This is a genomic window from Serratia sp. S4 (assembly GCF_000347995.1).
GTDB classification, from domain to species: Bacteria; Pseudomonadota; Gammaproteobacteria; order Enterobacterales; family Enterobacteriaceae; genus Serratia; species Serratia quinivorans.
Map to the genome: position 1 here is coordinate 3,023,483 of NZ_KB661120.1, position 21,845 is coordinate 3,045,327.

Below are 21,845 nucleotides of genomic sequence, written 5' to 3' on the forward strand. Positions count from 1 at the left end.
TCAGTGTAGTAAAATGACATTTCACTCCTGGTTTCGTTATCCGACGTTATCGCAACACCAATAATTTGCTTCACCAGTCAACGGAGTAATACATGTCCAGACGGCTCAGAAGAACCAAAATTGTTACCACCCTGGGTCCGGCTACAGACCGCGACAATAATCTGGAAAAGATCATTGCCGCCGGCGCTAACGTAGTTCGGCTTAACTTTTCCCACGGCACCGCAGAAGACCACCAGATCCGCGCTGACAAAGTGCGCGAAATTGCTGCCAAGTTGGGACGCCACGTCGCTATTCTGGGTGACCTGCAAGGGCCGAAAATTCGTGTTTCCACCTTTAAGGAAGGCAAAATCTTCCTTAACATCGGTGATAAATTCCTGCTTGATGCCAACATGTCCAAGGGCGAAGGCGATAAAGAAAAAGTCGGTATCGACTATAAAGGCCTGCCTGCCGACGTGGTACCCGGCGACGTACTGCTGCTCGATGACGGCCGCGTACAGCTGAAAGTGCTCGAAGTTCAGGGCATGAAAGTGTTTACCGAAGTCACCGTTGGCGGCCCACTGTCTAACAACAAAGGCATCAACAAACTGGGTGGCGGCCTGTCCGCTGAAGCCCTGACCGAGAAAGACAAGGCCGATATCGTTACCGCGGCTAAAATCGGCGTCGACTACCTGGCGGTTTCCTTCCCGCGTACCGGCGAAGATTTGAACTACGCACGTCGACTGGCGCGCGATGCAGGCTGCAACGCCAAGATCGTGTCCAAGGTTGAACGTGCCGAAGCCGTTTGCAGTGACGAAGCCATGGATGACATCATCTTGGCCTCCGACGTCGTGATGGTAGCCCGTGGCGACCTGGGCGTCGAAATCGGCGATCCGGAACTGGTCGGCATCCAGAAAAAACTGATCCGCCGTGCCCGTACGCTCAACCGCGCCGTCATTACCGCGACCCAGATGATGGAGTCGATGATCACCAACCCGATGCCTACCCGTGCCGAAGTCATGGACGTGGCGAACGCCGTGCTGGATGGTACCGACGCCGTGATGCTGTCTGCTGAAACCGCGGCAGGCCAGTACCCGGCAGAAACCGTGGCGGCTATGGCGCGTGTTTGTCTGGGTGCAGAGAAAATCCCAAGCATCAACGTCTCCAAACACCGTCTGGACGTGCAGTTCGACAACATTGAAGAAGCCATTGCCATGTCTTCAATGTACGCGGCTAACCATCTGAAAGGGGTTACCGCACTGATCGCCATGACCGAGTCAGGCCGCACCGCGCTGATGATGTCACGTATCAGCTCCGGTCTGCCGATCTTCGCCATGTCACGCCATGAGCACACGTTGAACCTGACTGCGCTGTACCGCGGCGTTACGCCAGTGTACTTCGACAGCCATAATGACGGCGTTATCGCGGCCAATGACGCGGTTAACCGCCTGCGTGATAAAGGCTTCCTGGTCTCCGGCGATCTGGTGATCGTCACCCAGGGCGACGTGATGGAAACCGTGGGTACCACCAATACCAGCCGTATCCTGCGCGTCGAGTAAAATATACTGCTGCCGGCCGTTAACGCGGTCGGCATTTTTTTACGCTCCCCCTTCCCCCTGAGAAACTCATGTCCAGTCGCCGTTACGGCAAATGGAGCGCCACCTATTGCATTTTTAAGCACCATACGAAAAAGGCCAATCACCTGAGATGACTGACCTATGGCATTAAGCAAATATGACTTTTAGCGATAGAGATCATCGCGCGAATAAGGTTCAATCTCACCTTCTTTACGCGTTTTCAACAGTTTGAGGATCCAGGTGTACTGTTCCGGGTTCGGCCCTACCAGATTCTCGACCTCTTCATTCATCCGACGCGCAATAGTGTGGTCATCGGCGGTGGCCAAATCGTCCATCGGCGGACGAATATAAACATCCAGCATACTGGTTTTGCCGTCATACACCGGGAACAAAGGCACAATGGCCGCACGACAGACTTTCATCAGACGGCCCACTGCTGGCAGCGTCGCCTTATAGGTAGCGAAGAAGTCGACGAACTCACTGTGTTCGGCACCGTGATCCTGATCGGGCAGATAATAGCCCCAATAGCCCTGGCGCACTGAGCTGATAAATGGCTTGATGCCGTCATTGCGCGCATGCATCCGTCCACCAAATTTACGGCGCACCGTATTCCACAGGTAGTCGACCAACGGGTTACTCTGGTTGTGGAACATCGCCGCCATCGGCTGACCGCGAGCCGCCATTAACATCGCCGGAACATCCACCGCCCAGCCATGTGGTACCAGAAAAATCACGTTACGGCCTTCTTCACGGATTTTATCCAGCACCTCTTCCCCGTGCCAGCGAACGCGCTTCAACACTTTTTCCGGTTTGGTACAGGCCAGTTCGGCCATCAGGATCATCGACTGCGGCGCGGTGGCAAACATCTCATCAATGATGTGCTCACGCTCGTTTTCCGGCACTTCCGGCAAACAATACAGCAGGTTGATGCGCGCACGACGTCGGGCGCCTTTAGCCACCTTGCCGGCCAGCTTGCCAACGGCACCCAGTACCGGATCGCGCAAGCGCGCAGGCACTAATGAAATACCGGCCATCAGCCCGGTTCCCAGCCAAACGCCCCAGTAGCGCGGGTGGTAAAAGGCTTTCTGAAATTGCGGGATGAACTCTGAGTTAGATTTTTTTTCGTTTTGCATGCACAAGCTCTTAACTTAGCGGTTCGGCTAATCATAATTGCAAAGATTGATTTTGCAATTAACCACGGCGAAGCGCCAATATAAAACAACATCGGCCCGAAATCAGGCCGATGGTATCACTGGCGCATAGCGCCCGAACAAGGGATTAATCCAACTGCAGCTGCGGGGTGACTTCCTTCACCTGCGCCAGATAATCACTGCGATCTTTACCGGTCAATCCTTCAGAGCGCGGCAGTTTCGCCGTCAACGGGTTCACGGCCTGTTGGTTGGTCCACATTTCAAAGTGCAGATGTGGGCCGGTAGAGCGGCCGGTGTTACCGGACAACGCAATACGATCACCACGTTTCACTTTCTGACCTGGCTTAACCAACAGTTTTTTCAGATGCATATAACGCGTGGTGTACTGGCGACCATGACGAATGGCCACATAGTTACCCGCAGCGCCACTGCGTTTGGCGATAAGTACTTCACCGTCACCTACGGCCAGCACCGGGGTGCCAACCGGCATCGCGAAGTCGACGCCTTTATGCGGCGCAATGCGCCCGGTGACCGGGTTAACCCGGCGTGGGTTGAAGTTTGAGGAAATGCGGAATTGCTTCATGGTCGGGAAACGCATAAAGCCTTTCGCCAAACCGGAACCTTGACGATCGTAGAATTTACCGTCTTCGGCACGAATAGCGTAGTAGTCCTTACCGCCGGTGCGCATGCGCACACCCAGCAACTGGCTCTGCGCACTCTTGCCATCAAAGTGTTCGCGGGACATCAATACCGAGAATTGATCGCCCTTGCGCAGTTTGCGGAAATCCAACTGCCACTGCAGCGCCTTGATCACCGCATTGATTTCGGCACGGCTCAGGCCGGCGTTAGCGGCGCTGGTGACAAAGCTGCCGTTGAGTCGGCCGCTGATCACATTATTACGCCATTCACCCTGTTGAGATTCCTGACTTTCTTTGAAGCTGTTGCCCGTACGATCGTAAGTACGGGTTTCGCGGCGGGACACTTCCCAGGTCAAACGCTGCAGATCGCCGGCATCGTTCACTGTCCATGACAGCTGTTGGCCAATTTTCAGATTACGCAGATCGCGGTTCTGCGATGCCAACAGCGTGACGTCCGACATATCAATGCCATATTGGGTCAGGATACTGCCGAGGGTGTCACCCGTGGAAACCACATATTCATGCACTCCATCCTCGCCGGCGACCTTCTGGTCCAGCTCATCCTGTGGGATGTCATCATCGGGGGTGGCTTGGTCAAGATCGATCGGCTCACTGGCTTCTGGCAGCAAGGATCGTAACTGGCTGGATTCTAATTCGATACTCTTAACGATGGGGTTATGTTCTGGGTGATAAACAAAAGGCCGCCAGACGGCAACGGCCAATGTAACCACTGTCAACGACCCCAGCATGACGCGGTGGGGCCGTGGCAGGTTGTTATACGCCAGAGCGATAGTTTTGACTATCTGCTGCACTCGATTTTATCCTCATAATCTTTACTTCAGGCAGCTCACGTACTGGTTTGACAGCTGAGTCAGGAAGTTCCCGTAGCTGTCTTTCCCCAGTGCGATGCCGGTGCCCAGCGGATCCAGCGTTCCAGAACGCACTTTGGTCCCCTTGGCAACCGCATTGATTACGGCCGGCCTGAATTGTGGCTCAGCAAAAACGCATACTGCTTTCTGCTCAACCAACTGTGTTCGAATTTGGTGTAAGCGCTGTGCCCCAGGCTGGATTTCGGGATTAACGGTAAAATGGCCCAGCGGGCTCAAACCGAAATGTTTCTCAAAGTAGCCGTAAGCATCATGAAAAACATAATATCCCTTGCCTTGCACAGGCTTAAGCATGTTACCAACATTTTTGTCAGTTTGCGTCAGCAGATTCTCGAACTGGCGCAGGTTTGCGTCTAATTTGTCTTTATTTTGCGGCATAAGTTCCAATAACCTGTCGTGAATCGCGATCGCGGTCACTTTTGCCACTTCCGGGGACAGCCAAACGTGCATATTATATTCGCCGTGATGGTGCCCATCCCCTTCGTCACTTCCAGCATGATTATGCGCATCTGCTGCATGATCATGGTCGTGTTCATGGTCGTGATCGTCGTCTTCACCCTTCATCAGCAGCGGTTTGACCCCACTCAATTCACTGATGGCAACCTGGCGGTTAGCCGATATGGAGATTAAGGGCTTGGCCAGAAAGGCTTCCATATCCGGCCCCACCCATACCACCAGATCGGCGGCACGCAGGCGCTGGATATCGGAAGGCCGCAGCGCGAAATCGTGCGGTGATGCGCCATCCGGCAACAGCACTTCGGTCGGTGTTACGCCGTCGGCTATCGCCGCGGCGATAAAACCCACCGGCCGTATAGAAGTCACCACCGCCGCAGACGCGCTGCTCAGCGGCCCGGCCATCATCAATGCGCTGGCCAGCAACGTACGCTGCAGCCATTTATTTTTCTGTGCCATTATCAGTAATCCCGTCGTTTTCATCAGCGAGGCGTGATATTATAACATTCGGTTAGTTCTGCAAAATGTAATCATGAGATGTCCACACTGACAACGCTAAAAAATATCTCCGTCTCCTTTGGTAACCGCAAGGTGCTGTCGAATATTTCGCTCAGCCTGCAGCCGGGCCGTATTCTGACGCTGCTCGGCCCAAATGGCGCGGGCAAATCCACGCTGGTGCGAGTGGTGCTGGGGCTGATTGCGCCCACCGAGGGAACGCTGGAACGCGAGCCTGGCCTGCGCATTGGCTATGTGCCGCAAAAATTGCACCTCGATGCCACCCTGCCGCTGACCGTCAGCCGCTTTATGCGCCTGAAGCCCGGCGTCAAAAAGGCCGATATTCTGCCAGCGCTTAAGCGTGTGCAGGCGGCCCACCTGCTCGATCAACCCATGCAAAAACTCTCAGGCGGTGAAAACCAGCGCGTATTGCTGGCTCGGGCGCTGCTGAACAAGCCACAGCTGCTGGTGCTGGATGAGCCGACCCAGGGGGTTGATGTTAACGGCCAACTGGCGCTGTACGATCTGATCGACCAACTGCGTAAAGAGTTGGGCTGCGCGGTATTGATGGTGTCCCATGACCTGCACCTGGTGATGGCGAAAACCGACGAAGTGCTGTGCCTCAACCAACACATCTGCTGTTCCGGCGCGCCGGAGGTGGTTTCGATGCATCCTGAATTTATCGCCATGTTCGGCAACCGCGGTGCGGAACAACTGGCGGTCTATCGCCACCACCATAACCACCGTCACGACCTGCAAGGACGAATTGTGTTGAAGAAAACCGGGGGCCGTGAGGCATGATCGAACTGTTATTACCCGGCTGGCTGGCCGGCGTCCTGTTGGCCTGCGCCGCCGGTCCGCTTGGCTCATTTGTGGTCTGGCGACGGATGTCCTATTTCGGCGATACCCTGGCGCATGCCTCGTTGCTTGGCGTGGCTTTCGGTCTGCTGCTAGACATCAACCCCTTCTATGCGGTGATTGCCGTGACGCTGGTGTTGGCTCTGGTGTTGGTGTGGCTGGAGCGTCGCCCGCAGCTTTCCGTTGATACCCTGCTCGGGATTATGGCGCACAGCGCACTCTCACTGGGGCTGGTCGTGGTGGCGCTGATGTCGAACGTGCGGGTCGATCTGATGGCCTACCTGTTTGGCGATCTGCTGTCGGTCACCCTCACCGATATCTGGATGATTGGCATTGGCGTAACCGTCGTGCTGCTGATCCTGTGGTGGCAGTGGCGCAACCTGCTTTCGATGACCGTCAGCCCGGAACTGGCACATGTCGACGGTGTTAATCTGGTGCGTGCGCGCACCGTGTTGATGCTGGTGACGGCCCTGACCATCGGCCTGGCGATGAAATTCGTCGGTGCGCTGATCATCACTTCACTGTTGATTATTCCTGCGGCGACCGCACGCCGCTTCGCTCGCACGCCGGAGCAAATGGCCGGATACGCGGTGCTGGTGGGCATACTTGCCGTAACCGGCGGGCTGACCTTTTCGGCCTTCTACGACACCCCGGCCGGTCCGTCTGTCGTCTTGAGCGCCGCGGTGCTGTTTGTTTTAAGCTTATCCAAGAAACAGCAAGCCTGACCCCTGGCAGCTACAGATGTCAAAAGGGCCGCAATTGATTCAATTGCGGCCCTTTTTTAATGCACAGCGTTCTCTTACTCTTCGCGCACCATGCCAAAGTGCTTATAGGCATGATTGGTCGCCATGCGCCCACGCGGTGTGCGCTGGATAAAACCTTGCTGGATCAGGAAGGGTTCGATAACGTCTTCGATAGTTTCCCGCTCCTCGCCAATCGCCGCCGCCAGGTTATCCAGGCCCACTGGCCCGCCGGTGAACTTGTCGATAATCGCCAGCAACAGCTTGCGGTCCATATAGTCGAAGCCTTCGGCATCGACGTTCAACATATCCAGCGCCTGCATCGCCACTTCGCCATTGATGACGCCATTAGCGCGAACTTCGGCAAAGTCACGCACCCGACGCAGTAAACGGTTGGCAATACGCGGTGTGCCGCGCGCACGACGAGCTACCTGATGGGCACCCTCTTCCGACAGATCCAGCCCCAGGCAATTAGCGCTGCGTGAAACGATATGCTGCAAATCGGCGACCTGATAAAACTCCAGGCGCTGCACAATACCGAAGCGGTCACGCAATGGCGACGTCAGTGAACCGGCACGGGTGGTTGCGCCCACCAGCGTGAACGGCGGCAAATCGAGTTTGATCGAGCGAGCGGCCGGGCCTTCGCCGATCATGATATCCAGTTGGTAATCTTCCATCGCCGGATACAGCACTTCTTCTACTACCGGAGAGAGGCGGTGGATTTCATCGATGAACAGCACATCGTGTGGCTCGAGGTTGGTCAGCATCGCCGCCAGATCGCCCGCCTTCTCCAATACCGGCCCGGAAGTGGTACGCAGGTTAACGCCCATTTCATTGGCAACGATGTTGGCCAGCGTGGTTTTACCCAGCCCCGGAGGACCGAAAATCAGCAGGTGGTCCAGCGCGTCGCCACGCTGCTTGGCCGCCTGAATAAAGATTTCCATCTGCTCGCGCACATGTGGCTGACCGACGTACTCCGTCAGCAGCTTCGGCCGGATGGCGCGATCAAGAATTTCTTCTTCATTGATCGGTTCGGCAGAAATCAGGCGATCGGCTTCAATCATTCTCTATCCCTTATCGGCGCTTACAGCGCGGCGCGCAACGCGTCGCGGATCAGGGTTTCGCAATCGGCGCCAGGCTTGGCGATTTTGCTGACCATACGGCTGGCTTCCTGCGGTTTGTATCCCAATGCCACCAGTGCAGATGCTGCCTCGGCTTCCGCGTCCAACTCGGCGGCTTGCGCTGCGGTTGGTAGCGTGATTTCACTGCTGTTATTGAACAGATCGCCATTAAGCCCTTTGAAGCGGTCTTTCATTTCCACCACCAGGCGCTCAGCGGTTTTCTTGCCTACGCCCGGCAATTTCACCAATGAAGTGATCTCTTCACGCTCTACCGCGCTAACGAACTGTTGCGCGGACATGCCGGACAAAATAGCCAGCGCCAGCTTTGGCCCTACGCCGTTGACTTTGATCAACTCGCGGAACAGCGCACGCTCTTGCTTATCATTAAAGCCGTACAGCAGCTGTGCATCTTCGCGCACCACGAATTGGGTAAACACGATAGCCTCTTGCCCCAGTTCCGGCAGCTCATAAAAGCAGGTCATCGGCATATGCACTTCATAGCCCACACCGTTTGCCTCCAGTAACACCAGCGGCGGCTGCTTTTCCAGAATATAACCTCTGAGACGACCTATCATTTACCCTCCTGCAGAATTCATGAGCATGACCTGCTGTCATGCCGTGCTGGTAAAGCTTATAACATAAAAAAGGCTGGATGAATATCCAGCCTAAGGTATCACCGATCAAGCGCTACTTTAAACGCCCACGCGCCAGGTTCAAGCGCCCTTCACTCATCCGCAGCACGTTCTGGCTGAGGTGGCAGTGGGTAATGGCGATGGCCAGCGCATCGGCGGCATCAGCCTGAGGGTTGGCCGACAGTTTCAGCAAGGAGCGCACCATATGCTGCACCTGTGCTTTTTCTGCTGCGCCAGTACCGACCACCGTTTGTTTCACCTGGCGTGCCGCATACTCAAACACTTCCAAATCCTGGTTCACGGCGGCAACAATGGCCACACCGCGTGCCTGCCCGAGTTTGAGCGCCGAATCCGGATTTTTCGCCATAAACACCTGTTCGATGGCAAAAAAGTCCGGTTTAAACTGGGTGATTATTTCGCTGACGCCCGCATAAATCAGCTTCAAACGCGTCGGCATATCATCCACCACGGTGCGGATACAGCCGCTGGCCACATAGGTCAACTGGCGGCCCTGCTGGCGAATAAGGCCGTAACCGGTGACGCGCGATCCGGGATCGATACCGAGAATGATCGTCATCCCTACACCCACCTTGCGTTAAGCATTAACTTCGCCAGGCGCTGCCACCAGGCAGCGCCGTACTTCAAGCCGATTACAGCGTGGCCGCGACTTCGTCGGAGATCTCACCGTTGTGATAAACCTCCTGCACGTCGTCACAGTCTTCCAGCATGTCGATCAGGCGCAACAGCTTAGGCGCGGTTTCCTCATCCATATCGGCCTTGGTCGATGGGATCATGGAAACTTCTGCCGAGTCGGCGGTGAAACCGGCTGCGGTCAGAGCGTCTTTCACTTCGCCGAGGTTTTCCCAGGCGGTGAATACGTCGATCACGCCGTCGTCGTAGCTGACGATATCTTCGGCACCGGCTTCCAGCGCCGCTTCCATCACCACGTCTTCATCCAGGCCCGGTGCGTAAGTGATTACGCCCTTCTTGGTGAACAGGTAAGCCACGGAGCCATCAGTACCCAGGTTACCGCCACATTTGGTGAAGGCATGACGCACTTCGGCCACGGTACGGTTACGGTTATCACTCAGGCATTCGATCATGACGGCAGTACCGCCCGGGCCGTAGCCTTCATAAATGATGGTTTCCATGTTGGAATCATCGTCACCGCCCACACCGCGCGCGATGGCACGGTTCAGGGTATCGCGCGTCATGTTGTTGGACAGCGCCTTGTCGATCGCCGCACGCAGACGCGGGTTAGCCCCCGGATCGCCACCGCCCAGTTTCGCGGCGGTCACCAGCTCACGAATAATTTTGGTGAAAATTTTACCGCGCTTGGAATCCTGCGCTGCCTTGCGGTGCTTGGTGTTGGCCCACTTACTATGACCTGCCATAAAAAATCTCCGAAAAAAATTACTGGACTGAATTAATCACAAACTCTTCAATCGCCTGCTGATTGCTCCAGGACTTGGTCAACTTCACGGCCTGCGCCGCCTCAAGCCACTGGTAGGCGTGATGTTCGGTAATCACCGGATCGCGCTCTTCAGGCAAAGCCAGACAGAACCAATGCTCTTTATTGCGCGTGGTTCCCGGGGCATAGCGATGTCGCAAATGGACAAAGAGTTCAAACTCCACACAGCGCTGGCAATCGAACAACGGCAGATTCTCTGCTTCGATATCGATGCCGACTTCTTCCATGACCTCACGCCGGGCGGCATGCGGCGGCGACTCATCTTCCTCCAGGCTGCCGGTCACCGACTGCCAGAACTCGATATCATCGCGCCGCTGTAACATCAGCACCCGACCACTGGATTTTGCATAAATCACTACCAGAATAGACTCGGGTCGCTTGTAGTTCATCACTCGCTCTCTTGTTCAGAGGCTTTCTTCACCACGCAGATCGCCAGCTCCTGCAGCGACGCCGGGTTGGCGAAGCTCGGCGCTTCGGTCATCAGACAGGCCGCTGCGGTGGTTTTCGGGAAGGCGATGACATCACGAATGTTGTCGGTACCGGTCAGCAGCATTACCAGACGATCCAGGCCAAAAGCCAGGCCGGCGTGTGGCGGCGTGCCGTACTTCAATGCGTCCAGCAGGAAGCCAAACTTCTCGCGCTGTTCGTGCTCGTTAATACCGAGAATGCTGAACACCGTCTGCTGCATTTCGCTGCGGTGAATACGCACGGAACCGCCGCCCACTTCATAGCCATTGATAACCATGTCGTAAGCGTTGGCAATGGCCGCGGTTGGCGTTACGGCCAGCTCTTCCGGGCTCATGTCGCGTGGAGCAGTGAACGGATGGTGCATCGCTGCCAGGCCGCCTTCACCGTCTTCTTCGAACATTGGGAAGTCAACCACCCACAGCGGTGCCCAGCTGTCCAGTTTAGTCAGCTCCAGATCGCGGCCCAGTTTCAGACGCAGTGCGCCCATCGCATCGGTCACAATCTTGAAGCTGTCGGCACCGAAGAACAGAATGTCGCCGGATTGCGCGTTAGTGCGCGCCAGGATCGCTTCCAGCACTTCTGCGCTGAGGAATTTGGCGATCGGGCTTTGTACGCCTTCCATGCCGGCGGCACGGTCATTGACCTTCAACCAGGCCAGGCCTTTGGCACCATAGATGTTAACGAAAGCGCCGTACTCGTCGATCAGTTTACGCGTCAGCTGCGCGCCGCCCGGAACGCAAATCGCGGCTACGCGGCCTTTGGCATCGTTAGCCGGGCCGGAGAACACTTTGAACTCGACGTCTTTGACCAGATCGGCAACGTCCGCCAGTTCCAATGGGTTACGCAGGTCCGGTTTGTCCGAGCCGTAACGACGCATCGCTTCTTCGAAGGTCATGATCGGGAAATCACCCAGATCTACGTTCTTCACGTCCAGCCACAGTTCACGCGCCAGTTTCTCCATCACTTCACGCACCTGCTCGGCGGTCATGAAAGAGGTTTCCACGTCGATCTGGGTAAATTCAGGCTGACGGTCAGCACGCAGGTCTTCGTCGCGGAAGCATTTAACGATTTGATAGTAGCGATCGAAACCAGACATCATCAGCAACTGTTTGAACAGCTGTGGTGACTGCGGTAACGCATAGAATTTGCCTTTATGTACCCGGCTCGGTACCAGGTAGTCGCGGGCACCTTCCGGCGTGGCTTTGGTCAACATCGGCGTTTCGATATCGAGGAAGCCGTGGCTGTCCATAAAGCGACGCACAAAGCTGGTGATTTTGGCGCGGGTTTTCAGGCGATCGGCCATTTCCGGACGACGCAGATCCAGGTAGCGATATTTCAGGCGCGCTTCTTCGCTGTTGACCTGGTTGGAGTCCAGCGGCAGAGGCTCGGAACGGTTGATGATCTCCAGAGCGTGGGCGAACACTTCCACTTCGCCGGTGGCCATATCTTTATTGATCTGGCTGTCCGGACGGGCACGCACGGTGCCGACGATCTGGATGCAGAATTCATTGCGCAGGTCGTACGCCTTATCGAACGCGGCCTTCTGGTCCGGATCGAAAAACACCTGCACGATGCCTTCGCGGTCGCGCATATCAATAAAGATCAGGCCGCCCAGATCGCGACGACGGTTGACCCAACCACACAAAGTGACTTCCTGGCCCACGTGAGACAGATTCAACTGCCCGCAATATTCAGTACGCATACGCTATCCTTTTGGCTTAAGCCGATGCCGCGCGGGCTTTAGCGCCTGCCACGCGGCTGTTTTCTGATGATTTCTGATGAACTCTACTTATTACCCGGTTTGAAGTCTGTTGCATACCAACCCGTACCCTTTAACTGGAAACCGGTGGACGAAATCAGCTTGGTTAACGCGGGCTGCCCACACGCCGGACAATCTGTCAGCGGCGCATCGGAAAATTTTTGCAGTTTCTCTAACCGAAGGCTGCAAGCACCACATGCATATTCATAAATCGGCATAGGTCGTCGGAGTAAAGTGTGTTGAAAAAAGGCGATCATTATAAAGGAAATTCATGCGCCAGATAAGTGCGAACACAGTTTTGTTGCAGCACTAAATGACGTGTTTTTGCCCGAAGTAACACATTGATTAACAAATTTCCCATTAACCCGTGACGCTTTTTTCACGTAGCCTGAATCAACCCCTGTTTAGCACGCCAGCTCACCTGCGCGTATTTTATCCACCTCGTAACGAGATACTCCCATGTTAAAACTTGATGCTCAAACCACGGCCCTGGTATTGATTGATTTGCAAAACGGCATTCTGCCCTATGCCGGTGGACCACACAGCGCCGAGAGCGTGGTTGCCCATGGTGCACAGTTGGCAGCACACTTTCGTTCGCTGGGTGCACCGGTTGTTCTGGTGCGCGTCGGCTGGTCAGATTCCTTTGCCGAAGCGCTGAAACAGCCGGTGGATCAACCCGCCTGCAGGCGGGTTGCCGGCCAACTGGTGGGAATTCCCCGAGTCTCTGGCGGTTAGCGACAGCGATATCCTGGTGACCAAACGCCAATGGGGCGCATTTTACGGTACCGACCTTGAGCTGCAACTGCATCGCCGCGGCATCAAATCCATCGTGCTAGGGGGCATTGCCACCAACATTGGCGTGGAATCGACCGCCCGTGACGCCTGGGAACACGGTTATGAATTGGTGATCGCCGAAGACCTGTGCAGCGCACCCAACGCTGAAATGCACCAGTTTGCTTTCAACAACATCTTCCCGCGTCTGGCGCGCGTTCGCAGCACCCGTGAAATTCTTGCCGCCATCGGCGAGTAACGTTAAGTTGTAGGGGCGCCGCATACTGCGCCCGCGTTCGACTGACAGGGATAATTAAGGAAGATGCCAGCTTGATGTATATCGGACTCCCACAGTGGCAACACCCGGCCTGGAACCGTATCGGGCTGCGCGATTTGGCGGATTACAGCCGCTACTTTAACTGCGTGGAAGGTAATACCACCTTCTACGCGTTACCGAAACTGGAAATAGTCCAGCGCTGGCGCGACATGACCACCGATGATTTTCGCTTCTGTTTCAAATTTCCCGCCACCATCAGTCATCAGGCCGCACTACGTAACTGTGACGCCGATCTACAAGCCTTTTACCAGTGCCTGAGCCCAGTGCATCAACGTATCGGTCAACTGTGGCTGCAATTGCCCGCCGCGTTCGGCCCGGCGGAGCTACCGGCAATGTGGCAATTTTTTGACGCCTTGCCAAAAGAGTTTACCTACGGAGTGGAAGTCCGCCACCCGGCATTCTTTGGCAAGGGTGAAGAAGAAAGACTGCTGAATCAGGGGCTGCATCAGCGCGGTATCAACCGGGTGATCCTAGACAGCCGGCCGGTACATCACGCCGCCCCCAACAGTGCAGCGGTGCGCGATGCACAGCAGAAAAAACCCAAACTGCCGGTACACGCGCTGGTCACCGCCAACAATCCATTGGTACGTTTTATCGGTGGCGATGTGTTACAGGATAACCTGCGCTGGTTCGACGCCTGGCAACAGAAGCTGCCCAGTTGGCAAGCTCAACATCAACCCTTCTTGTTTATCCATACGCCGGATAACGGCGATTCCCCACAACAGGCCCAAAAAATCTGGCAGCAACTGCATCAGGCTATTCCTAATTTACCGCCCCCACCCGACTGGCCCGAGCAGGATGCACTGTTTTGACCTATTAATCTGACCAATTACATCAGATTTTTCCTCGCGACAGTGAATGCAATGGCGGCTATGATGCTGGCTGCCAGTTTTGGTTAGGGAATGGAGTTAAAAATGGTAAGCGCGCTCTATGTCGTGCTCGGCGCACTGTTGTTGCTCAAACTATCTTATGACGTGGTTAGGCTAAGGATGCAATACCGTGTCGCTTACGGAGACGGCGGGTTTTACGAGCTACAGACCGCCATCCGCGTTCACGGCAATGCCGTAGAATACATTCCTATCGCCGCCGTTTTGCTGGTGATCATGGAGATGAACGGCGCTGAGGTATGGATGATCCATATTTGTGGCCTGATGTTGATGGCCGGCCGTCTGGTGCATTATTACGGTTTACGTAATCGTGAAGTCCGCTGGCGTCGTTCCGGCATGACTGCCACCTACCTTTCGTTGGTGTTAATGGTGCTGGCCAATATTTTCTATCTGCCGTGGGATATTATTTTCAGCCTTCATTGATCCCCGCACCACCTCAGGCGGTTACGCCGCCTGCTTCCGCTGCTCTTTCTTGCCATTTTCTGTTAGCATATGCGCCTTCGAATTCTGAACTGATTTGCCGCCATGCCAAACCGCGATACTCTTTTTTCTGCCCCAATCGCCAAACTGGGCGACTGGACCTTCGACGAACGCGTCGCTGAAGTGTTCCCTGACATGATCCAGCGTTCCGTTCCCGGCTATTCCAATATCATTTCGATGATTGGCATGCTGGCCGAACGTTTCGTTCAGCCCGACAGCCAGGTGTATGACCTCGGCTGTTCACTGGGCGCCGCAACGCTGTCGATGCGAAGGAATATCAAGGTGGCGGGTTGTAACATCATTGCCGTCGACAATTCCCCGGCAATGGTGGAACGCTGCCGCCGCCATATTGACGCCTTCCGCGCTGACACCCCGGTAGAAGTGATTGAGGCTGATATTCTCGATATCAAAATCGAAAATGCCTCGATGGTGGTGTTGAACTTCACCCTGCAATTCCTGGAGCCGGCTGACCGACTGCGCCTGCTGGAACAGGTTTATCGCGGGCTGCGTCCGGGCGGCGCACTGGTGCTGTCGGAGAAATTCAGTTTTGAAGATGCCGACGTCGGCGAGTTGCTGTTCAACATGCACCACGATTTTAAACGTGCCAACGGCTACAGCGAACTGGAAATCAGCCAGAAGCGCAGCATGCTGGAAAACGTCATGCTGACCGACTCCGTGGCCGCCCACAAGACGCGTTTGAAACAGGCCGGCTTCGAGCATGCGGAAGTCTGGTTCCAGTGCTTTAACTTCGGTTCACTGATCGCCCTGAAATCGGGGGCAGCAGCATGATTGAGTTTGGTGATTTTTATCAACGCATCGCAAAAGGCAACCTCAGCCATTGGCTCGATACACTGCCCGCGCAGCTTAGCGCCTGGCAGCGTGAGTCGCTGCACGGCAAGTTCAAACAGTGGTTTAATTCGGTTGAACACCTGCCGGCACTGACGCCGACCCGTCTGGATTTGCTGAACGGCGTGCGTGCCGAGATGGACACCCCTCTGACTCCAGGCCAGTTGGAAGGCATCGAAAAGATGCTGCGCACCATGATGCCGTGGCGTAAAGGGCCGTTCTCGCTGTATGGCATCGATATCGATACCGAATGGCATTCCGACTGGAAATGGGATCGCGTTTTACCGCACATTTCACCGCTGGCCGGTCGCACCATTCTTGATGTCGGCTGCGGCAGCGGTTATCACCTGTGGCGCATGCTTGGCGCCGGTGCGCAGTTGGCAGTCGGCATCGACCCGATGCAACTGTTCCTGTGTCAGTTCGAAGCGGTGCGTAAACTGCTGGGCGGCGATCAGCGCGCTCATCTGTTGCCGCTCGGCATTGAGCAACTGCCGGAACTGGCCGCCTTCGACACGGTATTTTCGATGGGTGTGTTGTATCACCGCCGCTCGCCGCTGGATCACCTCTACCAGTTGAAAAACCAATTGGTCAGCGAAGGTGAGCTGGTGTTGGAAACGCTGGTGATAGAAGGTGACCGCAATCAGGTATTGGTACCCGGTGACCGCTATGCGCAAATGCGTAACGTCTACTTTATTCCGTCTGCCGAAGCGCTGAAGTGCTGGCTGGAGAAGTGCGGTTTCGTCGACGTGAAAATCGCCGACATGTGCGTGACCAGCACCGAAGAGCAACGCCGCACCGACTGGATGACCAGCGAGTCACTGGCCGAGTTCCTCGATCCTAACGATCCGGGCAAAACCATCGAAGGTTACCCCGCCCCGCTGCGCGCCGTGCTGGTGGCCAAAAAACCTTAATGCTTGCCAATCGGGCCTGGGAGACCAGGCCCTGTATTATCACTTGTCGACATCTACAATCCGCAGTTCATACACCATAGTGGCATCCGGTGGGATTTGGGGCGCGTAGCCCGCCTCTCCATAGGCCAGCTCTGGCGGAACCACCATCGTCAGTGAACCATGATTTTTCAGGTAACCGATGGCTTCACGGAATAACGGCGGGAAAGCCGACAACGACTGGGAAAGTACCTTCCCACTGCTCTCCATATCCTGAATGACGAGCCCATCGGTCAGCGTTTCTTTTACCACCACATCTACCCGAGAGGTTTCAGCGATGGCTCCGTCGCCCGGGTAGTCAATCCGGTACCAGAAACCGGAGGACGATTTCTTTGCCCCTTTTTTCTTTTTGAATTCAGCGACAAAAGATTCGCCCTTGGCACGCTGATCTTTTAGCACCTGGCCTCTGGCAACATTCACGGCTTGTTCTGATTCTGCCAGCGAGCTTGCCAATAGCTTTTCACTCAATTGATACTGACCATTAAAAGTGTCAATCACGCCAGCCAACAGCGCTGTTCTATCGGGATCAATCCCCCAGCTTTTACGTTCACCCAGCAGGGTCTGAATATCTCGCCCCAGTGCCACACCGGCGGCATAACTCTGCCGATCCCGGTCTTTTTCCAATGCCTGATGATCCAGCAAGAGTCTGCCCTGGGAACGCAACCCTTCGATTTCGTCACGCAGGTTTTTTTGCACCCGATTGGCAGTGACCTGCGCTTCATCAGACTGTTTCGCCTGCTGCAGATTCTTATCCTGAAGCTGCGTGAGCTGCTGCTGAAGCCCACTTATCGCCTTGGCGGCCTCAGACTTTTGCTGTTCCAGCTCCTGCTGCGTCTTTGCGATTAGCGCCTGCATCTGTTGTTCCTTCGGCGTCAAATTAAACGCCTGTCGTATGCCGCTGGCGAACTTACTTAATTCGTTAAGATCCTGTTGTGACAGTACATTGTCTGATGCCTCCACGCGCAATGCCGTTAACTCCTTTTGCAAAGACTGTATCCTGGCCTGCTGATGCTCCAGTTGAGCTTCTTTTTCACGCAGTGTCGCCCGGGCTGCCGCCAATTGCTGCTGCTGACGCACGCTAAGCTCTCGCGTCGGACCCACCTTGCTCACGGGTTTTGGGGCCGGTGCCTTGGCCGGCGGTGACTTGTCTTTCGGAGCTTGCTGTGGCTCCTGCCTGTGATATTGCTCTGCAAACTGCAGTAAAGCGGGTACGCCGTCATCCGCATAAAGCGAGCCCGGTGCCACTATCAGCGGCAGCATTAACCCCAAAAGAGTCAATCGGGAACAAGAGGTCATTGGATACGTTCTCCCCGATCGGCGAGGCTAGTCATCATAGTGGCACTGATATCGGCGCAAGTGCGGCTAATGCGGTAGCGGTAAAGTGCATCAACGGTTTCCTGAGTGCCCATCGTGACACTTGATCGTACACCGGCATATTGCGCCGCGCCGCTCATCAAAGTGTCAAATTCGAGTTTGAATTTTTTGTACTTCTCGGGATCCATATTTCTCATTGCCTCAAGTTCATGTTGGCATTGTTGTATACGTTCGGCCTCGCGTTGTTTTTTATCTTGCTCTATCGTTTCTGTTGCGCCGATTTTATTCACGGCGGTCACAGGGCGTTTAACCTTTTGACAACCGGTCAATGTCATGGCCAACAAAAGTGTAGCGGTTAGGCAATATGCCGATCTGGTCATTGTTTTTATCTCCATTATTAAGTCCAAAAAGGACTTCAGTTTATGTCCATAACGGCCACTTGGCGCGTTGAGACAGGTCGCAGTAATCATATTGCAACACAGGTATCGCTAACGGCATTTAAATTTAATAAACCAATGAAATTAATAACATAGAATAAAATCAGTTAAAATAAAAACAAGGGACCGTTAACATTTAACCAAACACATTCACAAAACAAATAACTGCAATCAAATTAATCTATAAAAATAATGCCATCCGACATTAAAAAACAAAATCTATCAGCTGATAATAACTTGTTCAAGGGAATACATAACATCATCCAGAAAAACAAATCCCAGACGAAAAATTATTGTATTCCGCCAATGGGTATCGCATCGCGAGTGGCCGATATATTTTTGACATAATTTCTTGCTTTACCGATTTTATATTAACGGTAGATACGGAAGGAATACTTACGGAGAGTGGCGCCAAGGGGACTGCCGAAGCTCTACGGCTGCCCCCTTTGCTATCTATTAGCTATTAGGCACTTTGCACCAGCGGATCGACCAGTGCCAACGAGTTTTTCATGGCTTCGACCATTTCGCCGTCCACGCAATAATGGCTAAATTCATCAAACTCACTGTCTGAACACATGGTCACGCCGGCTTTGCGATAACGCATGGTCGAAGGCACCGCATGACCGGATGAGCTATGCAGCTCCTGAATGCCGATATCGACAAATTTATGCAGATTGCTCAGGCGCACGCCGGCACCGGCCATAATTACCGGCCCCTGACTGGCCTGCAGCAGATCACGCAGCAAGGGTAAACCCAGCTCCGCATTTTGCTGCTGGCCGGAGGTCAGTATCCGCGCCACGCCCAACTGAGTTAGTTGACTGAGCGCCACCATCGGGTTCTGGCACATATCAAACGCGCGATGAAAGGTCACCGCCATATTGCCACTCAAGCGCATCACTTCACGCATGCGCGGCAGGTCGATATGCCCTTCTTCATCCAGCATGCCGACCACCACACCGGCAAAACCCATATCGCGGATCTGTGCAATATCATGCTTGATCACATCAAAATCCACCGCACCGTAGCAAAAATCCCCACCGCGCGGACGAATAATAGGATGCACCGGCACGCTGACCCTGTCGCGCGCCAGGCGTAATGAGCCGTAGCTGGGTGTCAAACCGCCCTCACTCGGGCTGGCGCACAATTCTATGCGATCGGCACCTGCCCGCTCAGCCGTCAGCGCGCAATCGACGCTATAGCAACAAACTTCCAGTTTTATCATTGTCACCCCCAGATGACGGCTAACCTGCGACGGCAATTGTTAATTTTTCGATTTATCTCTTAGGCTGATAAAGAGCTATCAACCTATACAGGGTAGTAACTATGGCATTCAATTTTGATCAATGGGTAGACCGTAGTCACAGTGACAGCGTTAAGTGGGATAAATATCGCGACCGCGACATTATTCCACTCTGGGTCGCTGATACTGACTTCCCGTCACCACCGGCCATCATCGACGCATTACAGGAGCGCGTAGCCCATGCGGTGTTCGGCTACAGTCATCCCTCACCCGAACTTATTGAGGTTTTTACCCGCCGCATGCTGGAACGTTACGGCTGGCGAATCAACCCCGAATGGCTGATTTTCCTGCCCGGTTTGGTTTGCGGTCTTAATTTATGCGTGCGTGCCTTTACCGCCGAAGGAGAAGGCACCCTGGCACCGTCACCCATTTATCCCCCGTTTCGCAAAGCGGCGAAATTCGCCGGACGCACCCAGTTGCCTGTGCCGTTGACGTTGCACGACCGTCGCTGGCTGTTGGATTTCAGCGCCATTACCGGGCAGCTCAGCGGCAAAGAGAAATTACTGTTGTTGTGCAACCCGCAAAATCCGGGCGGTACGGTTTATCGCCGGCAGGAGTTACTGGAACACCATGAGTTTGCCCTGGCCCATGAGCTGACAGTCTGTTCGGACGAAATTCATTGCGACCTGCTGCTTGAACCCGGCGGTGAGCACATCCCCTTTGCCACCTTGAATGAAGATGCGGCCCAGCGCAGTATCACGCTGATGTCGCCGTCAAAAACCTTCAACATTGCCGGTCTTGGCGCCTCGATGGCGATTGTTCCCAACCCGCAGTTACGTCAGAAGCTGGCCCGTGCTCGCAGCGGCATCGTGCCAGAGGTGGACGTACTGGCGCTGGTTGCCGCCCAGGCCGCCTACCAGCATGGCCAAGACTGGCTGGACGCGCTGTTAAGTTATCTGCGCGCCAACCGTGATTTGGTGACCGAGCGTATTAATGCCATGCCCGGACTGTTGCTGCAGCCCATCGAAGCGACATATCTGGCCTGGATCGACTGCAGTCAACTGGCAGTCGATAACCCGCACGCCTTTTTTGAACAGGCTGGCGTCGGGTTAAGTCCGGGGCTGGATTTTGGCAACCGCCATTTCGTCCGTCTAAATTTCGGTTGCCGGCGCGAACTGCTGAGCCAGGCGCTGGATCGCATGATGCTGGCGACCCAGACGCTGATGCCAAATTAGGCTTGCTCGCTGGCGACGATTTCCCGGATGGAATAAGGATGAAATTTGATAGTCACAGTCCCATCGGTGATCGCCAGCGTCGGATTAGGCAAACGTTCGCCCTCACCCTGCGGTGAACTCTGTTTCAATTTAATCCCAGGTGCCAACAACGCTTCATCAGGCAAATGACTCAACGCCCGCGCATACAAGGTGGCCGGTTCGCCACTCAGCACCAGCTCCACATGTTCCCAGCCCTCGTGTGGATAACGTTTATCGCCGGGATAAGGCAGCTCCACGCAGTCGATCAACCATGGCCCGACCTTGAGCGGTTGCTGGAGATCAAACAAGCAAATAGGACGACCATTGATCATCGACTCTGACAGCAATGAGCCACACTGCAGCAACCCCTGCCGCCAGCGATCGGCCGTGGTGTTTTGATGGCAACGCACCGAGATATGATCCGCCGTAAACTGGGACAAATCCAAATGCAGCTTTTCGGCAAACCGGCTCAACGCCAGTTCAAAGCGGGGTAAATCCAGCGCTAAATCGTTAAGTTCGGCCATCGCCGGGAAAGTGGTCATAACGTCCTCGATACTGCGGAAAGCGGTTTTCAGGAGGTGTAATTTACACGTCTGAGGTGCTGCTAGCCACCCGGCTGACGCGGCGAGTTAATATTTTTTGCTCTCAAAAATCGCGACAAGATAAAGTGGCTATTCGCTGAACATAAAAAGCACGAAAGAATAATTTTCACGTTTTTTATTACACTGCGGATTTTACTTTTTAAGCCTTTAATTCCTGACAAAGGCTATGGCATAAGTTTATAGCTTTTTCTTATGACCAGAGCACTGAAGATATTGCTAACTTATTAAGCCAAATAATTCAGCGCTGTCAACATTCATAAATGCTTAAGAAATAGTTAATTCATACGTAGCAAAAAACGATTGGAAATGAATCCCCATACAAAAACAAACAGTAACAACCTGTTAACTAAAGACTTTGCAATAAACCAAGTATGAGAATCTTCCTAAACACGAGTACGGTAATTGCTTGGAAATATCAATTGAGCTACTTTAGTGAAAATTGAGTCAGAGATAATCACTTATGTTCCTTTTAATAGTTTCTTTGCTATTGGTAGTTATTGCTGCC

The 21,845-nt window shown here is 54.4% G+C and carries 22 protein-coding genes and 1 pseudogene; 9 read left to right on the plus strand and 14 right to left on the minus strand.

What is annotated here, in order from left to right:
* The first annotated feature begins 92 nt into the window (after positions 1–92).
* A complete protein-coding gene (gene pyk / locus SERS4_RS0114865) occupies positions 93–1,535 on the plus strand; it encodes a pyruvate kinase (RefSeq protein ID WP_012145494.1) in 1,443 nt (480 codons plus the stop codon).
* Between the two features lie 182 nt (positions 1,536–1,717).
* On the opposite strand, the gene lpxM is transcribed toward pyk, so the two are convergent.
* The 3 genes from lpxM to znuA form a co-directional block, all read right to left on the minus strand.
* Positions 1,718–2,686 carry a lauroyl-Kdo(2)-lipid IV(A) myristoyltransferase gene (gene lpxM, locus SERS4_RS0114870; protein WP_012145495.1) on the minus strand — a complete coding sequence of 323 codons (969 nt, stop codon included), beginning with the start codon at positions 2,684–2,686 and terminating at the stop codon, positions 1,718–1,720.
* Positions 2,687–2,831: 145 nt separating this feature from the next.
* Positions 2,832–4,154, minus strand: a complete 1,323-nt coding sequence (gene mepM, locus SERS4_RS0114875) for a murein DD-endopeptidase MepM (RefSeq protein ID WP_012145496.1) — start codon at positions 4,152–4,154, stop codon at positions 2,832–2,834.
* A 21-nt stretch (positions 4,155–4,175) separates the two neighbouring features.
* Positions 4,176–5,141, minus strand: coding sequence for a zinc ABC transporter substrate-binding protein ZnuA (gene znuA / locus SERS4_RS0114880; protein ID WP_017893087.1), 966 nt, complete (start codon positions 5,139–5,141; stop codon positions 4,176–4,178).
* Between the two features lie 78 nt (positions 5,142–5,219).
* On the opposite strand from znuA, the gene znuC reads away from it, so the two are divergent.
* On the plus strand, positions 5,220–5,978 hold the full coding sequence (gene znuC, locus SERS4_RS0114885; RefSeq protein WP_012145498.1) for a zinc ABC transporter ATP-binding protein ZnuC: 759 nt from the start codon (positions 5,220–5,222) through the stop codon (positions 5,976–5,978).
* Positions 5,975–6,760, plus strand: coding sequence for a zinc ABC transporter permease subunit ZnuB (znuB, locus tag SERS4_RS0114890; RefSeq protein WP_012145499.1), 786 nt, complete (start codon positions 5,975–5,977; stop codon positions 6,758–6,760). Before znuC ends, znuB begins: the two co-directional genes overlap by 4 nt.
* A gap of 74 nt (positions 6,761–6,834) precedes the next feature.
* Here znuB and ruvB read toward each other — a convergent pair whose 3' ends face one another.
* The 7 genes from ruvB to SERS4_RS26400 form a co-directional block, all read right to left on the minus strand.
* Positions 6,835–7,839, minus strand: a complete 1,005-nt coding sequence (ruvB, locus tag SERS4_RS0114895) for a Holliday junction branch migration DNA helicase RuvB (protein ID WP_012145500.1) — start codon at positions 7,837–7,839, stop codon at positions 6,835–6,837.
* Positions 7,840–7,859: 20 nt separating this feature from the next.
* Positions 7,860–8,471 (minus strand): Holliday junction branch migration protein RuvA, encoded by a 612-nt coding sequence (gene ruvA, locus SERS4_RS0114900; RefSeq protein ID WP_012145501.1) that lies wholly within the window; start codon positions 8,469–8,471, stop codon positions 7,860–7,862.
* A gap of 112 nt (positions 8,472–8,583) precedes the next feature.
* Positions 8,584–9,105, minus strand: coding sequence for a crossover junction endodeoxyribonuclease RuvC (gene ruvC / locus SERS4_RS0114905; protein ID WP_012145502.1), 522 nt, complete (start codon positions 9,103–9,105; stop codon positions 8,584–8,586).
* Positions 9,106–9,178: 73 nt separating this feature from the next.
* On the minus strand, positions 9,179–9,922 hold the full coding sequence (locus SERS4_RS0114910; protein WP_012145503.1) for a YebC/PmpR family DNA-binding transcriptional regulator: 744 nt from the start codon (positions 9,920–9,922) through the stop codon (positions 9,179–9,181).
* A 19-nt stretch (positions 9,923–9,941) separates the two neighbouring features.
* Positions 9,942–10,388: a dihydroneopterin triphosphate diphosphatase gene (gene nudB / locus SERS4_RS0114915; RefSeq protein WP_017893088.1), complete on the minus strand. Its 447-nt coding sequence runs from the start codon at positions 10,386–10,388 to the stop codon at positions 9,942–9,944.
* Complete coding sequence (aspS, locus tag SERS4_RS0114920; protein ID WP_017893089.1) at positions 10,388–12,169, minus strand: aspartate--tRNA ligase; 1,782 nt, start codon at positions 12,167–12,169, stop codon at positions 10,388–10,390. The genes nudB and aspS overlap by 1 nt, the downstream gene beginning before the upstream one ends.
* 83 nt (positions 12,170–12,252) lie before the next feature.
* Positions 12,253–12,483 (minus strand): zinc ribbon domain-containing protein, encoded by a 231-nt coding sequence (locus SERS4_RS26400; RefSeq protein WP_331251156.1) that lies wholly within the window; start codon positions 12,481–12,483, stop codon positions 12,253–12,255.
* A 202-nt stretch (positions 12,484–12,685) separates the two neighbouring features.
* Between SERS4_RS26400 and SERS4_RS25785 the strand changes: the two are divergent.
* The 5 genes and pseudogenes from SERS4_RS25785 to cmoB all read left to right on the plus strand — a co-directional run bounded on the left by SERS4_RS25785 (position 12,686) and on the right by cmoB (position 16,458).
* A pseudogene (locus SERS4_RS25785) lies at positions 12,686–13,256 on the plus strand (hydrolase).
* A 74-nt stretch (positions 13,257–13,330) separates the two neighbouring features.
* Positions 13,331–14,146, plus strand: coding sequence for a DUF72 domain-containing protein (locus SERS4_RS0114930; RefSeq protein WP_012145508.1), 816 nt, complete (start codon positions 13,331–13,333; stop codon positions 14,144–14,146).
* Between the two features lie 102 nt (positions 14,147–14,248).
* Positions 14,249–14,644 (plus strand): MAPEG family protein, encoded by a 396-nt coding sequence (locus tag SERS4_RS0114935; protein ID WP_012145509.1) that lies wholly within the window; start codon positions 14,249–14,251, stop codon positions 14,642–14,644.
* Between the two features lie 102 nt (positions 14,645–14,746).
* Positions 14,747–15,490, plus strand: coding sequence for a carboxy-S-adenosyl-L-methionine synthase CmoA (gene cmoA / locus SERS4_RS0114940; RefSeq protein ID WP_012145510.1), 744 nt, complete (start codon positions 14,747–14,749; stop codon positions 15,488–15,490).
* Positions 15,487–16,458 carry a tRNA 5-methoxyuridine(34)/uridine 5-oxyacetic acid(34) synthase CmoB gene (gene cmoB, locus SERS4_RS0114945; protein ID WP_017893090.1) on the plus strand — a complete coding sequence of 324 codons (972 nt, stop codon included), beginning with the start codon at positions 15,487–15,489 and terminating at the stop codon, positions 16,456–16,458. The genes cmoA and cmoB overlap by 4 nt, the downstream gene beginning before the upstream one ends.
* A 39-nt stretch (positions 16,459–16,497) precedes the next feature.
* Here cmoB and SERS4_RS0114950 read toward each other — a convergent pair whose 3' ends face one another.
* From SERS4_RS0114950 to cutC, 3 genes are all read right to left on the minus strand, one after another.
* On the minus strand, positions 16,498–17,790 hold the full coding sequence (locus SERS4_RS0114950) for an FKBP-type peptidyl-prolyl cis-trans isomerase N-terminal domain-containing protein (RefSeq protein WP_026142409.1): 1,293 nt from the start codon (positions 17,788–17,790) through the stop codon (positions 16,498–16,500).
* Positions 17,787–18,188 (minus strand): hypothetical protein, encoded by a 402-nt coding sequence (locus SERS4_RS0114955; protein WP_017893092.1) that lies wholly within the window; start codon positions 18,186–18,188, stop codon positions 17,787–17,789. The genes SERS4_RS0114950 and SERS4_RS0114955 overlap by 4 nt, the downstream gene beginning before the upstream one ends.
* Before the next feature lie 520 nt (positions 18,189–18,708).
* Complete coding sequence (cutC, locus tag SERS4_RS0114960; RefSeq protein WP_017893093.1) at positions 18,709–19,467, minus strand: copper homeostasis protein CutC; 759 nt, start codon at positions 19,465–19,467, stop codon at positions 18,709–18,711.
* A gap of 101 nt (positions 19,468–19,568) precedes the next feature.
* On the opposite strand from cutC, the gene SERS4_RS0114965 reads away from it, so the two are divergent.
* A complete protein-coding gene (locus SERS4_RS0114965; protein ID WP_017893094.1) occupies positions 19,569–20,720 on the plus strand; it encodes a MalY/PatB family protein in 1,152 nt (383 codons plus the stop codon).
* On the opposite strand, the gene SERS4_RS0114970 is transcribed toward SERS4_RS0114965, so the two are convergent.
* Positions 20,717–21,280: a VOC family protein gene (locus SERS4_RS0114970; RefSeq protein ID WP_012145514.1), complete on the minus strand. Its 564-nt coding sequence runs from the start codon at positions 21,278–21,280 to the stop codon at positions 20,717–20,719. The two genes, SERS4_RS0114965 and SERS4_RS0114970, sit on opposite strands and share 4 nt — an antisense overlap.
* Between the last annotated feature and the right edge of the window lie 565 nt (positions 21,281–21,845).

Excerpts from the sequence above, each read along its gene's own strand:
- pyk (WP_012145494.1), top strand. The coding sequence starts at position 93 with ATGTCCAGACGGCTCAGAAGAACCAAAATTGTTACCACCCTGGGTCCG.
- lpxM (WP_012145495.1), bottom strand. The coding sequence starts at position 2,686 with ATGCAAAACGAAAAAAAATCTAACTCAGAGTTCATCCCGCAATTTCAG.
- znuA (WP_017893087.1), bottom strand. The coding sequence starts at position 5,141 with ATGGCACAGAAAAATAAATGGCTGCAGCGTACGTTGCTGGCCAGCGCA.
- znuC (WP_012145498.1), top strand. The coding sequence starts at position 5,220 with ATGTCCACACTGACAACGCTAAAAAATATCTCCGTCTCCTTTGGTAAC.
- znuB (WP_012145499.1), top strand. The coding sequence starts at position 5,975 with ATGATCGAACTGTTATTACCCGGCTGGCTGGCCGGCGTCCTGTTGGCC.
- ruvB (WP_012145500.1), bottom strand. The coding sequence starts at position 7,839 with ATGATTGAAGCCGATCGCCTGATTTCTGCCGAACCGATCAATGAAGAA.
- ruvA (WP_012145501.1), bottom strand. The coding sequence starts at position 8,471 with ATGATAGGTCGTCTCAGAGGTTATATTCTGGAAAAGCAGCCGCCGCTG.
- ruvC (WP_012145502.1), bottom strand. The coding sequence starts at position 9,105 with ATGACGATCATTCTCGGTATCGATCCCGGATCGCGCGTCACCGGTTAC.
- SERS4_RS0114910 (WP_012145503.1), bottom strand. The coding sequence starts at position 9,922 with ATGGCAGGTCATAGTAAGTGGGCCAACACCAAGCACCGCAAGGCAGCG.
- nudB (WP_017893088.1), bottom strand. The coding sequence starts at position 10,388 with ATGAACTACAAGCGACCCGAGTCTATTCTGGTAGTGATTTATGCAAAA.
- aspS (WP_017893089.1), bottom strand. The coding sequence starts at position 12,169 with ATGCGTACTGAATATTGCGGGCAGTTGAATCTGTCTCACGTGGGCCAG.
- SERS4_RS26400 (WP_331251156.1), bottom strand. The coding sequence starts at position 12,483 with ATGATCGCCTTTTTTCAACACACTTTACTCCGACGACCTATGCCGATT.
- SERS4_RS0114930 (WP_012145508.1), top strand. The coding sequence starts at position 13,331 with ATGTATATCGGACTCCCACAGTGGCAACACCCGGCCTGGAACCGTATC.
- SERS4_RS0114935 (WP_012145509.1), top strand. The coding sequence starts at position 14,249 with ATGGTAAGCGCGCTCTATGTCGTGCTCGGCGCACTGTTGTTGCTCAAA.
- cmoA (WP_012145510.1), top strand. The coding sequence starts at position 14,747 with ATGCCAAACCGCGATACTCTTTTTTCTGCCCCAATCGCCAAACTGGGC.
- cmoB (WP_017893090.1), top strand. The coding sequence starts at position 15,487 with ATGATTGAGTTTGGTGATTTTTATCAACGCATCGCAAAAGGCAACCTC.
- SERS4_RS0114950 (WP_026142409.1), bottom strand. The coding sequence starts at position 17,790 with ATGACCTCTTGTTCCCGATTGACTCTTTTGGGGTTAATGCTGCCGCTG.
- SERS4_RS0114955 (WP_017893092.1), bottom strand. The coding sequence starts at position 18,188 with ATGACCAGATCGGCATATTGCCTAACCGCTACACTTTTGTTGGCCATG.
- cutC (WP_017893093.1), bottom strand. The coding sequence starts at position 19,467 with ATGATAAAACTGGAAGTTTGTTGCTATAGCGTCGATTGCGCGCTGACG.
- SERS4_RS0114965 (WP_017893094.1), top strand. The coding sequence starts at position 19,569 with ATGGCATTCAATTTTGATCAATGGGTAGACCGTAGTCACAGTGACAGC.
- SERS4_RS0114970 (WP_012145514.1), bottom strand. The coding sequence starts at position 21,280 with ATGACCACTTTCCCGGCGATGGCCGAACTTAACGATTTAGCGCTGGAT.